The organism is Streptomyces sp. NPDC000151 (assembly GCF_040301705.1).
In the GTDB taxonomy this organism is placed as follows: Bacteria; Actinomycetota; Actinomycetes; order Streptomycetales; family Streptomycetaceae; genus Streptomyces.
Genome location: NZ_JBEPFC010000015.1, coordinates 53,982 through 69,589, shown reverse-complemented (window position 1 = coordinate 69,589; position 15,608 = coordinate 53,982). Strand labels below are relative to the sequence as shown.

Here is a 15,608-nt window from a genome sequence, read left to right as displayed (position 1 = left end):
TTAACAGTCAACAGGCGGTGTCGATACTGAGCGCCGCGATGGCGCTTGTCAACGCCTCGGACGCGCGATTTCTATGACCCGGGCGGCGCCATGCCCACATGGTCGGCGGTCAACAGTTGACAGTAGACTTCCCGAGCCCGCGCGCTGCTGTGTCCGAGCAGGGCGCCGCCGTACATCGCCGTACATCGCTGAAGGGGGAGACGGCCATGACCGTTCCGGCGTTGCCGAACCTCGACCGGTCGACGCTGCGCGAACGCGCCCTGGCGGCCTTGCGTTCCGCGATCACCACCGGCCAGTACCGGCCCGGGGATCACCTGGGCGAGGTGGAGATCGCCTCGCGCATGTCGGTCAGCCGCGGCACCGTGCGGGAGGCACTGCGACACCTGCAGCAAGAAGGACTGGTCGTCGCCGGCGCCCGGGGCATGCTGCGGGTGCGGGCCCTGTCACCGCGCGAAGTGCGCGAGCTGTTCCAGGTACGAGAGGCCCTCGAAGGCCTCGCCGTGGCACAGGTCATCGCCTCCCCCGACCGCCAGGCGGCGGTAACGGCACTGCGCGAGGCACTGCACCGCCTGGAGAAGGCCTTCGGGCCGTCCAACGGCCTGGAGGAGCAGGTGGAGGCGGACCTCGCCTTCCACCTCCTGCTGTGCGAACTGTCGGACAACTCCATGCTGGTGAAGACCTGGCGCCACCTGGAAGGCCCCACGCGCGTCGTCGTGATGAGCGCCGCCGGCGAACAGCGCAAGGTCACCATGTCCGCCGCCCACCACGCCCCCATCGTCGACGCCATCGAACGCGCGGACACCGACGCGGCGCTGGCCATCCTGCACGAGCACATGAGCTCCGCCATGGCCAACCTGCAGACTCCGGCCGAACGGGACGAGCGCTAGCTCCGCCGAGGCCCCGGGCTCCCTCGCCGGAGGAGTGGAGTCCGGGGCCCATAGGGCGGTGTCCGTGGGGAGCATGCCGGCCACGGAGCCGACAGATCTGCCTCAGTTCAGCACCACGACCTTGTGCATTCCCTCGGCGACGTGCGGGTGCCCGGTCTTGTCGTCCGGGACGAAGCAGAGCAGCGCGTACGTGCCCCGGGGAAGGTGATGGTTACTCAGGAGGGCGGTGCGGCCGGGGGAGATGGCGCCGAGACCGAGGGACGGACCGGTGAAGGGCGGCGAGCCGGCCGCGGTGCCGCTGAACGCCTTCTGGATCTGCGCGTCCGTGGTGCCCCGCGGGACGGGCTGGAGCCCCATCTCGTGGATTTCGTCCGACGCGTTGTGCACCAGGATGTTGTCCTCGGCCTTGCGCAGGCCGTGCACCTCGAAGCGGGGACCGGCCTTGGTCTCCTTCGTGGTCACGATGCTGTCGGGGAAGTCGGCGCGGCCCCGGGACGGTCCGCCGCGCAGTTCCAGGGTGCGGGTGACCGGATGGGCCGAGTCCTTGAGGAAGGCGGTGAAGTCCAGCAGGACGACGGTGCCCGCGGTGATCGGAGTGCTGAAGGTCGCCGACACGGACGGGGTGACCTGGGCCCCGCCGTACAGCTCCGCCTCGCCGCGAATCGATGAGACGCCCTTGGCGGCGGCAGCGGGGCTGTCGCCGACGGCCTTGGCCAGGTCGGCGAGCACCTTGTGCGTCGTGACGCCCCGGTGCGGCCGGAACGCCTGGACGAAGCGGCCCTTGGGGTCGTCGGTCTTGACGTGGAACTCGGCCAGCCCGGCCTGCGCGGTGTGCGGTGCCTGGATGCCGGAGGCGCCGATGCTCACCTCGATGGGCTTCCGGGCGTCGTCGCCGTGGCGCGAGGCATCGGCGGTGGCCACGCCGCCGAGCGGGGTGAAAGCGAAGGCGAGGGTGAAGGCGAGGGCGGCGGTCGCAGCCCTCGCCCCGTGTCTCTGCAGTGCGGTACGCATGACTCTCCTGTAGTTGGGTGTGTCCCCCTGCACAGAGAGCACCACTTCTCGAGCTGAGTCCCCGTCAGCCACGCAGAGGACAGGCCCGTTCGAGTTATCGGCCGCGTATCCGCCGGGTCGTGTCGGGTGACCTCCCCCCATCCGTTGACATGTCTATGCCTGAAGGTGGACCGTACTGCGTGAACATGCTCGCAGCAGTGCACTTTCAAGCAAGATTAGACAGCTAGCGTCGGCTTGGAGTTGGTCCTATGCGAAGAATGCGCCGAAGAGTGCGGCACCGTTCACGGTGGGCGGGGGGTGCCACGGCCGGGATCGTCACCGCCCTCGCCGCGGCCCTCCTGGCCGCTCCCACGCAGCCGGCGAGCGCCGCGACACCGGCGAGCGGTGTGCTGGACGGCGACCACAAGAGCGTGACCTGGCAGAGCCCGGTGTACGCCGCGGGGACCGTGAGCGACCCCAAGAAGTGTCCGCCCGCTTCGCAGGACCCGGCCGGCAAGGTCTGTGACCGGTTCGACCTCAAGGTCTCCGTGCCGGACGGCTATTGGGACGACAACCCCGAGGGCGGCGTGCCGATTTCGATCGAGTGGACCGAGCGGCCCACCGACGACTTCGACATGTACGTCTACGACGACGCGGGCAAGCAGGTCGCCAGCGGCGCGGGCGCGGCCGACCCCGAGGCCACGGTGATTCCGAAGGCCAACGGCACGTACCACGTCGTGGTCGTCCCGTACGACGTGCACGACAACTCCTTCGTCGGCAAGGCGTATCTGCCGGAGACGACCGACGCGGGCGACCTGACGTCCTTCGAGGGACGGGACGGCAGCTACCGCTTCGCGGCCGGCCCGCTGAAGGCGAAGGCGGACTTCCTGACAGGAGGTCAACTCCGCCTCCAAGCCGACCCGTCGGGCGACTTCAGCGACCCGGCCGGCTCGCAGATCGTCCGCAAGCGGCCCGCCCTCCAGAAGCACACCACCTCCTTCGACGCGGGTGCGTACTACGGCATCCGGTCTTCCGAAGCGGTGTTGCGCGTCTACAAGAAGCCGCTGCGGTTCGGTCTCTACAAGGCCGACAACAAGACCCGCATCTGGCAGGAGGACAAGCCCCTCCGCTGGTCGACGAGCGGCATGCGGCAGAGCCTGGAGCGGGGGAGCGGCGAGCAGTTCTTCGGGGGCGGCGAGCAGAACGGCTCGTTCTCGCACCGCGACAAGACGGTGTACGTCGCCAACAACACGAACTGGAACGAGGGCGGTTACAACAACTCGCAGCCGTTCTACCTCTCCTCGGCGGGATACGGCGTCTACCGCAACACCTTCGCCCCCGGTGTGTACCACTTCGGCTCCTCGGTGCAGACGGGGCAGCAGGAGCGCCGCCTCGACGCGTACTACTTCCTCGGCGACGCGAAGAAGGTCATCGGCAAGTACACCTCCCTGGTCGGCAAGCCGTTCATGCCACCGGTGTACGGACTCGAACCGGGCGATGCCGACTGCTATCTGCACAACGCCAACCAGGGCGAGCGCCACACGCTCGACTCCCTCAAGGTCGCCGACGGTTATGTGCAGCATCAGCTGCCGCTGGGCTGGATGCTGGTCAACGACGGATACGGCTGCGGCTACGAGAATCTCGCCGAGACCGGCAAGGGGCTGCGGGAGCGCGGCGCCGAGCTGGGCCTGTGGACCCAGGACGGGCTGGACAAGCTCGCCGATCAGGTCAAGGCGGGCCAGCGCGTCGCGAAGCTCGACGTCGCCTGGGTCGGCAACGGTTACGGCATGGCGCTCGACGGCTGCGACAAGGCGAAGGCCGGCATCGAGGACAACAGCGACGCGCGCGGATTCGTGTGGCTGCCGGTGTCATGGGCGGGCGCGCAGCGGTGCGGTGTCCTGTGGTCGGGCGACCAGAAGCTGTCGTGGGACTTCGTGCGCTGGCAGATTCCGACGTACGCGGGCGCGACGATGTCCGGCATCGCGTACAACACCGGCGACGTGGGTTCGATCTACTCCCACGACGCGAAGATGTACGCGCGTGACCTCCAGGCCAAGACGTTCCTGCCCGCCATCATGACGATGGACGGCTGGGCGAAGGACATCAGCACCGGCAAGAAGATCAACCAGCAGCCGTGGGTCGACGGCGAGCCCTACACGTCCATCAACCGCAAGTACCTTCAGCTGCGCGAGCGGCTGCTGCCGTACCTGTACACGCTGGCCGCCGAGGCCGCGAAGACCGGCGTCGGCGGCGTCCGCCCGCTGTACCTGGAATACCCGGACGACCCCCGCACCCTCGGCCCCGACGCAAAATACGAGTACCTCGCCGGCTCCGACTTCCTCGTCGCGCCGGTGTACAAGGATTCCGACACCCGCGACGGCATCTATCTGCCCAAGGGCACCTGGACGGACTACTGGACGGGCAAGAAGTACCACGGTCCGACCACGGTGAACGGCTACCACGCGCCCCTCGACACGCTTCCCCTCTTCGTCCGGGACGGCGCGATCGTCCCGATGTGGCCGCAGGGCACGACGTCGTACAAGACCCGTGACCGGCACGAACTGGGCTGGGACCTGTACCCGAAGGGGCACAGCGGGTACACGCTGTACGAGGACGACGGTGTGACGCGCAAGTACGCGTCCGGCGCGGCGGCGACGCAGCGCGTGACCATGGACGAGGACAGGCACGGCGTCGACGTCGAAGTCGGCGCGAGCAAGGGCACGTACACCGGCAAGCCCGAAGCGCGGTCGTACCGCTTCACGATCCACACGGACGCCGCCCCGCGCCGGGTCTCGCTGGGGGGCCGCGCCCTGCACCGGACCGACTCCGCGGCCTCGCTCGCACAGGCCGGGACGGGCTGGTCCTACGACGCGAAGACGGGAGTGACGACGATCCGCACCGACCGGATCTCCATGGACCGGGAATTCACGGTGACGCTGCGGAAGTGAGCGAGCTCACCCCGGCAAGGCGGGGGTGCACCGCCCCCGCCTTGCATGGTCATGCGTGATGTTGCATAATCTTGCTATGTCCAAGGTCCTCACCTCACTCCCCACCGGCGAGCGCGTCGGCATTGCCTTCTCCGGCGGGCTCGACACCTCGGTCGCCGTCGCCTGGATGCGCGACAAGGGCGCCGTCCCGTGCACGTACACCGCCGACATCGGTCAGTACGACGAGCCCGACATCGCGTCCGTGCCCGGCCGTGCCTCCGCGTACGGCGCCGAGATCACCCGGCTCGTCGACTGCCGCGCCGCGCTGGTCGAGGAAGGGCTGGCCGCGCTCGCGTGCGGCGCTTTCCACATCCGGTCGGGCGGGCGCCCGTACTTCAACACCACGCCGCTGGGTCGCGCCGTGACCGGCACGCTGCTGGTGCGCGCCATGCTCGAGGACGGGGTGCAGATCTGGGGCGACGGCTCCACGTTCAAGGGCAACGACATCGAGCGGTTCTACCGTTACGGGCTGCTCGCCAACCCGCACCTGCGGATCTACAAGCCCTGGCTGGACGCGGACTTCGTCACGGAGCTCGGCGGCCGCAAGGAGATGTCGGAGTGGCTGCTCGCGCACGGGCTGCCCTACCGGGACTCGACGGAGAAGGCGTACTCCACGGACGCCAACATCTGGGGCGCCACGCACGAGGCCAAGACCCTTGAGCACCTCGACACCGGCATCGAGACCGTCGACCCGATCATGGGTGTGCGGTTCTGGGACCCGTCGGTGGAGATCGACACTGAGGACGTGACGGTCGGCTTCGACCAGGGTCGCCCGGTCACCATCAACGGCAAGGAATTCGCCTCCCCGGTCGACCTCGTCATGGAGGCCAACGCGATCGGCGGCCGGCACGGCCTCGGCATGTCCGACCAGATCGAGAACCGGATCATCGAGGCCAAGAGCCGCGGCATCTACGAGGCGCCGGGCATGGCGCTGCTGCACATCGTGTACGAGCGCCTGGTCAACGCGATCCACAACGAGGACACCCTGGCGGCGTACCACAACGAGGGCCGGCGTCTCGGCCGGCTGATGTACGAGGGCCGCTGGCTGGACCCCCAGGCGCTGATGATCCGCGAGTCGCTGCAGCGCTGGGTCGGTGCGGCCGTCACCGGCGAGGTGACGCTGCGGCTGCGGCGCGGCGAGGACTACTCGGTCCTCGACACCAAGGGCCCGGCGTTCAGCTACCACCCGGACAAGCTCTCCATGGAGCGCACCGAGGACTCGGCGTTCGGCCCGGTGGACCGGATCGGCCAGCTCACCATGCGGAACCTGGACATCGCCGACTCGCGTGCCCGCCTTGAGCAGTACGCGGGCCTGGGTCTGGTCGGCAGCGTGCACCCGACCCCGATCGGCGCCGCGCAGGCGGCCTCGACCGGTCTGATCGGCGCCATGGACCAGGGCGGCGCCCAGGCCATCGCCTCGCGCGGCGAGGTCTCGGCCGAGGACGCGGTGCTGGACCGCGCGGCGATGGAGTCCGGCACGGACTGAGGCCGGTCACCGGTCGTACAGCGAACCCCGGCGAAGGCATTCGCCGGGGTTCGCTGTCGGTTGCGTCGTATTCCGCACAGAACCCGGGCTTCCGGTCACGCTGCGGCGTCAACTATAGTTTAGGCTGATCGAGAGGAAGCAGCCGTGGCCGTGATGGACGACCGTGCCGACGCCGGGACGCCGGGGGAGCCCCCCGCGGTTCCCGCGTCCGTGCCCGTTCCCGTCCCGGGACCAGGCGCTTCGTTCGCCGACCGGCTGAACTTCCTCTTCGACCGGGTGCGCGCGCCGGGGACCAAGGAGTTCAGCAACGCGCACGTGGCCCGGACGATCTCGTCGTACGGCGACGACAGCTGCACCGGCGCCTACATCGGCATGCTGCGCAAGGGCGAACGGACTCCGACCATCACCCTCGTGCCGCTCCTCGCGCGGTTCTTCGGCGTGGAGGCCGGCTACTTCGTCGAGGACGAGATCACGCGGAAGGTCGCGGACCAGTTCGAGCTGCTGCGGAAGCTCAGCGAGGCCGGCGTGCGGGAGATCGCCCTGCGCGCGATGGGCCTGTCCGACACGAGTCAGCGCAAGGTCCTGGAGGCGATCGACGCCGTGCGGGAGCAGGAGGGTCTGCCCGCCGACCCCGAGAGGGGCTCGCCGTGACGGGCCCCAGGGGGTCGATCTTGAGAGGGAGCCGCATGTGGCGCAGCCGTCGTGACCGGGGGGCCGACCGCCGTGACCGCGGGGCCGACGAAGTCGAGCGTCGCAGCCGGGCGTTCGTGGCAGAGCTGGACCTGCCGCCCGTGGACAGCGTCCTCGACCTGGTGCCGTTCATGGAGAATCGATTCGGCCGGTCGATCCGGCTCATGCCGTTCTCCCCGGACCCGGCCGACGCGGACTCCCTGGACGCCTCCGCCCCCTGCGGCATGTGGCTCGCCACGGACACCACGGACTACGTCTTCTACGACACGGGCATCAGCCGCGCACACGCCGAGATCATCGTCGGTCACGAGTTCGCGCACATGCTCAGACGGCACCGCGGCAAGACACCGGTCGCCCCAGACAGCCTCGGCGGCCTGATCACCGGCATCGACCCCAGCACCGTTCAGCTCGTCCTGGGCCGGACCCGCTACAACGAACCCGAGGAGTTCGAAGCCGAAATGCTCGGTTCCCTCCTGCAGGAGCACGTGAGCACCTCCCGCGCCACGGCCTCCCATGTCTCCCGGGACGCCGACCCCATCGCCCGTACGCTGCTGCGCTGACCGAATCAGGCCCCGTGAAAGACATCCTCCACCCCTTGTGTCTGGCGATCGCCGGCAGCGGATTCCTCTTCCTGCTGCGCGACCTCGCCAAGAGCCGCCGCGACCGTGCCCTGATCGCGCTGGCCTTCACGTACGGTTTCTCCGCGATCAGCTACGCCGTCTCCCTCACCTGGGTGTGGGTGCGCATCGACGACGTCTTCGGCGTCACCAACATCTCCGTACCGCTCGCCCAGAGCTGCGTGATCCTCGTCTTCGCGCTCCAGGCCACCGTCCTCGCGTACTGGTCGAAGCCGGCCGCCGAAGCCCGCCGCCGCAGCCGCCTCCTGCTCATCGCGGCCGCCGCGGTCATCGCCGGCATGGCCGTACTGTTCGCCCTGCTCACCCCGGCGACGACCCGCCCCGCCGACTTCGCCACGTACTACGCGCACGACCCGTACTACCAGGCGTACGTGCTGCTGTACTTCGGCACCTACACCGTCGCCGAGCTCTACCTCGCGCGGTCCTGCTGGAAGTACGCCCGCACCGCGAGCAACCCCTCGATCACCTGGGGCCTGCGGCTCATCACGGCCGGCGCGATCATCACCCTCGGCTACAGCACCATCCGGATCGGCGCGGTCGTCGGAGCCGAGGCGGGCTTCGGCGTCGAGCAGCTCGACCCGTTCGCCTGGGCGTGCGGCGACATCGGCGCCACCGCCACCCAGATCGGCTACTTCCTCCCCACGCTGGCCCGCCGGACCGCCGCAGCCCGCGACTGGACGACCGCCCACCTCCGCTACCGGCAGCTGCGCCACCTGTGGGCCGCGCTGGACCGGGCCGACCCCGGCATCACCCTGCGCCGCCCGGCCCCGCACCGCGACGACCTGCTGCGCGGCCGCAGCGCCCACTTCCCCCTGCTGCGCCGCCGCGTCGAGATCCGCCAGGGCCAGAAGCTGCTGCGCCGCTACCTCGACCCGGCCGCGCGGGAGACGTCCGAGACCCGGCACCGGGCCGAAGGGCGCACCGGCGCCGACCTCGCCGCGGCCGTCACCGCCGACCAGATACGCGACGCCCTCCTACGGCACCGCGCGAACGACCCCCTCGAAATCCCCGCCGAGTACGCCGACGCGGAGCTGCCCCTCAGCACCACCGAAGACGAACTGACGCACCTTCAGCGCGTCGCCTCGTACTTCGCCCCGCCGCCCGAGAGCCCCCACGCCACCACCTCTCACAGCACCACATCTGGAGCCCGTTCGTGATCCTCCGACGCACCCTCCTCATCGCCTCCACGGCCATCGCCGCAGCGGCCTCCATGGCCTCACCCGCCGCCGCCCGCGCACGCGCCGGCGCGGCGCAGGCCCCGCGCAAGACTCCCCACAACGCTCTGCACCTGGCCCCCGCACGCGAACAGCTCGCCGCGCTGCGCCAGCGCAAGATCACCAGCCGTGCCCTGCTGGAGCAGTACCTCCAGCACATCGCCACAACCGAGGACCTGAACGCGGTCGTCACCCTCGACGCCGACGGCGCCCGCGCGGCCGCCGACGAGGCGGACCGTCACCTGGCCGAGACCGGCAAGCCGCTCGGCCCGCTGCACGGCCTGCCCCTCACCGTGAAGGACGCCCTGGAGACGCGCGGACTGCGCACCACCAGCGGCTCCCCGGACCTCGCCGACCACGTGCCCGACCAGGACGCCGACGCCGTCGCCCGGCTCCGCGCCGCCGGCGCCCTCATCGTCGGCAAGACCAACGTCCCGACGATGTGCCAGGACATCCAGACCTCGAACCCCCTCTTCGGCACGACGAAGAACCCCCACGACGACACCAAGACCGCCGGCGGTTCCTCCGGCGGCCCGGCCGCCGCTGTCGCCGCCGGACTCACCAGCCTCGAAGTCGGCTCGGACCTCGCCGGATCCCTCCGGCTCCCGGCCGCGTACTGCGGCGTGTACGCGCTGCGCCCCAGCTTCGGCATCGTGCCGACCCGCGGCCACATCCCGCGCCCGCCCGGCTGGCTCACCAGCTCCGACATGATCACCCTCGGCCCGATCGCCCGCACGCCCGAGGACCTCGACGTCCTCCTGGACGTGCTCGCCGCACCGGCCCCGGCCGACGCCGCCGCCTGGAAGATCGACCTCCCGGCACCGAAGCACCAGCGCCTCGGCGACTACCGGATCGGCCTCTGGCAGGACGACCCGTACTGCCACGTCGACAAGGACACCCGCGAACTCCTGGCCGCGGTCGCCGAGATCGTACGGTCCACCGGCGCCACGGTCGACGACGCCACCCGCCCCGTGGACCTCGCCGACAGCGACAAGCTGTTCCAGCGCCTCATGTACGCCACGGCGAGCGCGACCGCCACCGACGAGGCGTTCGCCGCCGACGTCGCGGCCGCGGAGAAGACCCCCGCCGACGATCCGAGCGCCCTGTTCCTGCACTCGCGGACGATGCGGCACCGGGACTGGATGCGCGCCAACGAGGAGCGCGAGAAGCTGCGCGGCCGCTGGGCCGACTACTTCGCCGACCACGACGTACTGATCACGCCCGCCGCCCCGACGGCGGCCGTCGACGACCAGACCGCCACCCCGGTTCCCGGCCGGTCCATCACCGTCGACGGCGAGAAGCGGCCGTACTTCGACCAGACGGCATGGCTGAACATGGCCGGCCACGTCAAGCTCCCCGCCGCCGTCATCCCCGCCGGCAAGACCGCCGACGGCCTGCCGCTGGCCATCCAGATCATCGGCCCCTACCTGGCCGACCGCACGGTCCTCGACGTGGCCAAGCACCTCGCACGGCTCCTGCCCGAGCCCGTCCGCCCGCCCGCGTTCACCGCGTGAGCGAGCCCCACTGACCCGGGCTCGTCCCGCCTCCACGGGGGTGGGGCAGGACGAGCCCGTACAAACAGAGGGCCCCAGGTTCACCTGGGGCCCTCTGTACTGCCTGTACTGCCGCCCGGGGCGGCGGGCGCAGAGCCCGGCGCGACCCGGTACGGGTACAGCACGGAAAGAGCCCGGATACCGACGGGGGATGCGGCATCCGGGCCAATGATCAGCTTAGCCCTGCAGAGGCGACTTGGGCCAGTCGGGCCGTCCTGGCCGTCCTGACCGCCCTCCCTGCGCGCCACGTGCGGACGGTCGACGGCAGGGTGGATGACGCACGACCCAGGATCCCGCAACCCCATAACCCCGTAATCCGGGAATCCGGGAATTCCGGCCGCCCGGAACAGTAATGCCATGATGCGTTGACGCAGCGCGTCATACCAGACGCCTTAAGGTGCCTCAAGACGCCTTATCCGGCGGATTTGGTCTCCACGCACGCGCAGTCATTTTCCCCGGTCGGCGGGCCCGGGTGCTCGCTCGCGAATTCCCGGGCCCCGCCGATATCGCGGCCGGTTTCCCCGCCGCGTCGGGAGAACGCCTAGCCGCCGAGGGCCCCGGTGGCCGCCCCGACGAGCGGGGACAGCGTGTCGTCCAGCATCTGCCCGTGAATCTTGAGGTTTCCGGTGGGGTCGGTGAGCATGCTGGTCACCTCCCAGGACGGGTCGCTCAGGTGGTACATCTCGACGTGGTGCCACAGCTGGTCGACCGACTCGCCCACGGGGCTGGTGAGGCTGGACGCGGGTGCCGTCGCGTGGCCCGCGTGGGCGGTCGTCATCGTGGCCGCCGAAGCCGTTCCGGCGCCACCGACGCCCATGACCGCCACCGCGGCCACCAGCGTCCCGGCGACGGTCACCCACCGCCGGCGCCCAGCCACGCCCGATACGGCGGCGGAATCCCGGCTCATTCGGTTCTCACGACGGTAAACGTTCATGAATTACACCTTCCTCGCAGCGCGGCAATCAGCCTGACGGTCTGACGCCCTTGGGTTGCGTTAAGAAGCTCAACATGCCCCCAACCCCGCGTGGTTTCCCTTTCGTTGCCGAGTCGAGAACGGTGACTCACCGTCAAAACGGCGGCAGCAGCAGCCTGATTTAACAGGTGAGTGACTCATGGGACATGAGCGAGCAATCGGGGAGGCGTCTGATCTCGTACCGGCGACCGCAATTCCGTCGCCACCTGCCCTGCTTGAAACGCACCGGCGAATACGCGGAGCTCGCGGCCTTTGCAGCCGTTCAACGCCTGCCCATGTGCCCGCCCATGTGCCTGCCCACGCGCTTGGCCATGCGCTTGCCCATGTGCCTGCTCTCAGGAGAGGGACGATGACGACGATTCAGGAATCCGTACCCGGACCCACCGCCTTCCCGACGGCCCCTCGCTCCCAGCCGGCGGCCACGCACCTCGCTGACCTGCTGCTCCGGGCCGCCCAGCACCACCCGGGCAACGGGCTGCAGTACTGCCTGACGGACGATCCGGCAAAGACCCGGCTCCAGCCGTACCCCGAGCTGCTGGACGAGGCCCGCCGGATTCTGGCGGGACTGCGCGCCCGTGGCGCGGAAGCCGGCCGCAAGGTCGCGCTGCTGCTGGAACGCCCTGACGACTTCCTGCCCACCTTCTGGGCCTGTCTGCTCGGCGGCATGACCGCCTGCCCCCTCGTTCCCATCCGCAATGACCAGGAGCGGTGGAGCGCCCAGCTCGCGCACGTCAACGCCCTGCTGGACGATCCGCTGCTGGTCACCACGGGGCGGCTGCGTGACGAAATGCCGGAGGTACCCGGTCTGGAGGTGGAGGCCCTCGGCGAACTCACCGCCCACGTGGGCGATGTCGCCCCCGCCGACGTGACGATCTCCGAGGCCCGGCCCACCGATGTCGCCCTGATGGTCCTCACCTCAGGATCCACCGGCAACTCCAAGGCCGTGATGCTCACCCACGCCAACCTGCTGGCCTCCATGGCGGCCAAGGCCGACACGCAGGGCCTCACCTCGGCGGACATCACACTCAACTGGATCTCCTACGATCACGTCGCCGCCCTGCTGGAGGCGCATCTGCTGCCGCTGTCGGTCGGTGCGAACCAACTGCAGACCACCCCGGACATGATCCTCGGCGACCCGGTGCGCTTCCTCCGGCTCATCGACGCGCACCGCGTGACGATGACCTTCACGCCCAACTTCCTGCTCGGCCTGATCAACCAGGCGCTGGACCAGCTGCCCGACAACGCGTCCGACAGCCTGTCGCTGGACCTGTCCACGCTGGACCACATCGTCTCCGGCGGCGAAGCCAACCTCGTCACCACCGGAGTGGCGTTCCTGGACAAGCTCGCCAAGTACGGCCTGGCCCGCGACGTGCTGTGGCCGGCCTTCGGCATGACCGAGACCTGCGCCGGCAGCATCTACAACCGTGAGTTCCCCGAGGCCGACCTGGGCGCGGAGTTCGCCGCGGTCGGCCGTCCGGTGACCGGGCTGACCATCCGGGTCGTCGCCGAGGACGAAGCGGAGCGCGTACTGGACGAGGGCGAGGTCGGCGAGGTTCAGCTGAACGGCCCCATGATCACCGGCGGATACTTCAACAACGCCCGGGCCACCGAAGACGCGTTCACCGCCGACGGCTGGTTCCGCACCGGCGACCTGGGGCGCCTCGTCGACGGCAGGCTCACCCTCGTCGGGCGCAGCAAGGACAGCATCATCGTCAATGGAGTGAACTACTTCAGCCACGAGCTGGAAGCGCTGCTGGAGGACCTCGACGGAGTACGGAAGTCCTACGTCGCGGCCTTCCCGACCCGCCCCGCGGGCAACGACACCGAGCAGCTGGTGGTGGCCTTCGCGACCACCCTCGACCCGGACGACGAGGCCGGTCTGCACCGCCTGCTGATCGCGGTGCGCAACAGCGTCGTCATGGCCTGGGGCTTCCGCCCGGCGCTGCTGCTGCCGCTGCCCGCGGACGCCTTCCCCAAGACCAGCCTCGGCAAGATCCAGCGTTCCCTCATGCGAAAGCGCCTGGAGGCCGGCGACTACGCCGCGCAGCGGACGGCCGTCGACGACGTGGTCACCCGCCACCTCGGGGGATACACCGCCCCCGAGGGCGGGACCGAACAGGCCCTGGCGGAGATCTACGCGGAACTGTTCGACATGGAGCCCGGGACGGTCAGCGCCACGGCGAGCTTCTTCGACCTGGGCGGCACCTCGCTGGACATCCTGCGCATGAAGCGGCTGGTGGGCAGCCGGCTCGGCGCCGTGGACCTGCCGGTCCTCGCCATCCTCACCGCGCCGAGCGTCCGCGAACTGGCCAAGCGGCTCACGGTGGCCGAGGACGCCGACCCGGCCGCGTACGACCCGATCGTCCCGCTGCAGACCAGTGGCGACAAAACGCCGCTGTTCTGCGTCCACCCGGGCGTCGGCGAGGTGCTCGTCTTCGTCAACCTGGCCAAGTACTTCGTACAGGAACGCCCCTTCTACGCGCTGCGGGCACGCGGCTTCAACCCCGGCGAGAAGCCCTTCGAGTCCTTCGACGAGATGGCCCGTACGTACGCGGACGCCATCCGCGCGAAGCAGCCGCACGGCCCGTACGCGCTGGCCGGTTACTCCTTTGGCTCGGCGGTGGCCTTCGAGATCGCCAAGATCCTGGAGGCCGAGGGCGAGCGGGTCGACTTCCTCGGCAGTTTCAACCTCCCGCCCCACATCAAGTACCGCATGGACGAGCTCGACTACATCGAGACCGCCGTCAACCTGGCGATGTTCCTGGAGCTGATCTCCAAGCAGCAGGCCGCCGAGCTGCCCGCACAGCTGCGGCCGCTCGGCAAGGACGAGCAGCTCAAGCACCTGATCGAGATCGCACCGCCGGAGCGGCTGACCGAACTGGACCTCGATCTGCCCCGGTTCACGGCCTGGGCCGACCTCGCCGACGGCCTGACCGCACTCGGCCGCACATACCACCCGAGCGGCACCGTGCGCGCGATGAGCGTCTTCTACGCGATCCCGCTGCGCGGCACCAAGGAGGACTGGCTCAACGACGAGCTGCGCCGCTGGGACGAGCACACCCGCGAGGAGAACCGGTACCTCGACGTGCCCGGCGAGCACTACACCCTCATGGGCCCCAAGCACGTCGCCGCCTTCCAGACCATCCTCCGGTCCGAGCTCGACCGGTCCCTCGACGGCAAGTGAGCACAGGAGACATGACGTGACGTTGACGCGCGGAAAGAAAATTCTGATCACCGGTGGCACCGGTCAGGCGGCCCGCCCGGTCGCCGAGGCCCTCGCCGCCGACAACGAGGTCTGGTGCCTCGGCCGCTTCACCACCCCCGGCGCCGAGGACGAACTGCGCGCCCGCGGCATCACGACGTACCACTGGGACATGGGCGGCGACGACCCCCTCGACACGCTGCCCGACGACTTCACCCACGTCATGCACTCCGCGGTGCACCGCGGCTACGACGGCGACTTCGACACCGCCATCGAGGTCAACTCGGTCGCCGTCGGACGGCTGATGACGCACTGCCGGAAGGCGGAGGCATTCCTGCACGTGTCGACCGGCGCCTTCTACAAGCGCCAGACGCTCGACCACCAGTACAAGGAGACCGACCCGCTGGACGGCGTGGCCGACTGGCTGCCGACCTACCCCATCTGCAAGATCGCGGCGGAGGGCACAGCCCGCGCGTACGCCCGCACGCTCGGCGTCCCCACCACCATCGCGCGCCTCAACATCTCGTACGGACCGGCCTCCTACGGCGGCGTACCCGTCATGTACTTCAAGAAGATGCTCGCCGGCGAGCCGATCCCCATCCCCCTCGAAGGCCAGAACTGGGCATCCCTCATCCACACCGACGACCTCGTGCACCAGGTACCGCTGCTGTGGTCCATCGCGAGCACGCCCGCGACCATCGTCAACTGGGGCGGGGACGAGCCGGTCGGCATGACCGACTGCGCCACGTACATGTCCGAACTCACGGGCATCGAGGCGAAGTTCGAGAAGACCGCCGTCACCCGCGAGACGTACGCCTTCGACAGCACCAAACGGCGGTCGCTGATCGGCGACTGCACCGTCGAATGGCACGACGGCATCCGCCGCACGCTGCGGGCACATTTCCCCGACATCGCCTTGAGGGACGACATCGCCCTGAAGGACGCGACGAAGGTTTCCGTGTGAACGCCACCGACGCGAAGAAGGTTT

The 15,608-nt window shown here is 69.7% G+C and carries 11 protein-coding genes; 9 read left to right on the top strand and 2 right to left on the bottom strand.

Annotated features, from left to right (window positions below; translation table 11 throughout):
• Nucleotides 1–206 precede the first annotated feature (206 nt).
• Nucleotides 207–887 carry a GntR family transcriptional regulator gene (locus ABT381_RS07595; protein ID WP_351589197.1) on the top strand — a complete coding sequence of 227 codons (681 nt, stop codon included), beginning with the start codon at nt 207–209 and terminating at the stop codon, nt 885–887.
• Nucleotides 888–989: 102 nt separating this feature from the next.
• Here ABT381_RS07595 and ABT381_RS07590 read toward each other — a convergent pair whose 3' ends face one another.
• The gene (locus ABT381_RS07590) at nt 990–1,898 is read right to left on the bottom strand and encodes a hypothetical protein (RefSeq protein ID WP_351589195.1); all 909 of its coding nucleotides are present in this window, start codon (nt 1,896–1,898) and stop codon (nt 990–992) included.
• 257 nt (nt 1,899–2,155) lie between these two features.
• Between ABT381_RS07590 and ABT381_RS07585 the strand changes: the two genes are divergently transcribed.
• The 6 genes from ABT381_RS07585 to ABT381_RS07560 all read left to right on the top strand — a co-directional run bounded on the left by ABT381_RS07585 (nt 2,156) and on the right by ABT381_RS07560 (nt 10,406).
• Nucleotides 2,156–4,825, top strand: coding sequence for a glycoside hydrolase family 31 protein (locus ABT381_RS07585; protein ID WP_351589192.1), 2,670 nt, complete (start codon nt 2,156–2,158; stop codon nt 4,823–4,825).
• A 76-nt stretch (nt 4,826–4,901) separates the two neighbouring features.
• Nucleotides 4,902–6,350, top strand: coding sequence for an argininosuccinate synthase (argG, locus tag ABT381_RS07580; protein ID WP_351589189.1), 1,449 nt, complete (start codon nt 4,902–4,904; stop codon nt 6,348–6,350).
• A gap of 153 nt (nt 6,351–6,503) precedes the next feature.
• Nucleotides 6,504–7,001: a hypothetical protein gene (locus ABT381_RS07575; RefSeq protein ID WP_351589266.1), complete on the top strand. Its 498-nt coding sequence runs from the start codon at nt 6,504–6,506 to the stop codon at nt 6,999–7,001.
• A 116-nt stretch (nt 7,002–7,117) separates the two neighbouring features.
• Nucleotides 7,118–7,600 (top strand): hypothetical protein, encoded by a 483-nt coding sequence (locus ABT381_RS07570; protein ID WP_351589186.1) that lies wholly within the window; start codon nt 7,118–7,120, stop codon nt 7,598–7,600.
• A gap of 14 nt (nt 7,601–7,614) precedes the next feature.
• Entirely contained in the window at nt 7,615–8,835 is a 1,221-nt protein-coding gene (locus ABT381_RS07565; protein ID WP_351589183.1) for an MAB_1171c family putative transporter, read from the top strand.
• The gene (locus tag ABT381_RS07560) at nt 8,832–10,406 is read left to right on the top strand and encodes an amidase (RefSeq protein ID WP_351589181.1); all 1,575 of its coding nucleotides are present in this window, start codon (nt 8,832–8,834) and stop codon (nt 10,404–10,406) included. The genes ABT381_RS07565 and ABT381_RS07560 overlap by 4 nt, the downstream gene beginning before the upstream one ends.
• A 580-nt stretch (nt 10,407–10,986) precedes the next feature.
• On the opposite strand, the gene ABT381_RS07555 is transcribed toward ABT381_RS07560, so the two are convergent.
• A complete protein-coding gene (locus tag ABT381_RS07555) occupies nt 10,987–11,352 on the bottom strand; it encodes a hypothetical protein (RefSeq protein WP_351589178.1) in 366 nt (121 codons plus the stop codon).
• A gap of 415 nt (nt 11,353–11,767) precedes the next feature.
• Between ABT381_RS07555 and ABT381_RS07550 the strand changes: the two genes are divergently transcribed.
• Both ABT381_RS07550 and ABT381_RS07545 read left to right on the top strand, forming a co-directional pair.
• On the top strand, nt 11,768–14,602 hold the full coding sequence (locus ABT381_RS07550) for an AMP-binding protein (RefSeq protein ID WP_351589175.1): 2,835 nt from the start codon (nt 11,768–11,770) through the stop codon (nt 14,600–14,602).
• A gap of 22 nt (nt 14,603–14,624) precedes the next feature.
• Nucleotides 14,625–15,584: an NAD-dependent epimerase/dehydratase family protein gene (locus ABT381_RS07545; protein ID WP_351589263.1), complete on the top strand. Its 960-nt coding sequence runs from the start codon at nt 14,625–14,627 to the stop codon at nt 15,582–15,584.
• Nucleotides 15,585–15,608: the final 24 nt, after the last annotated feature.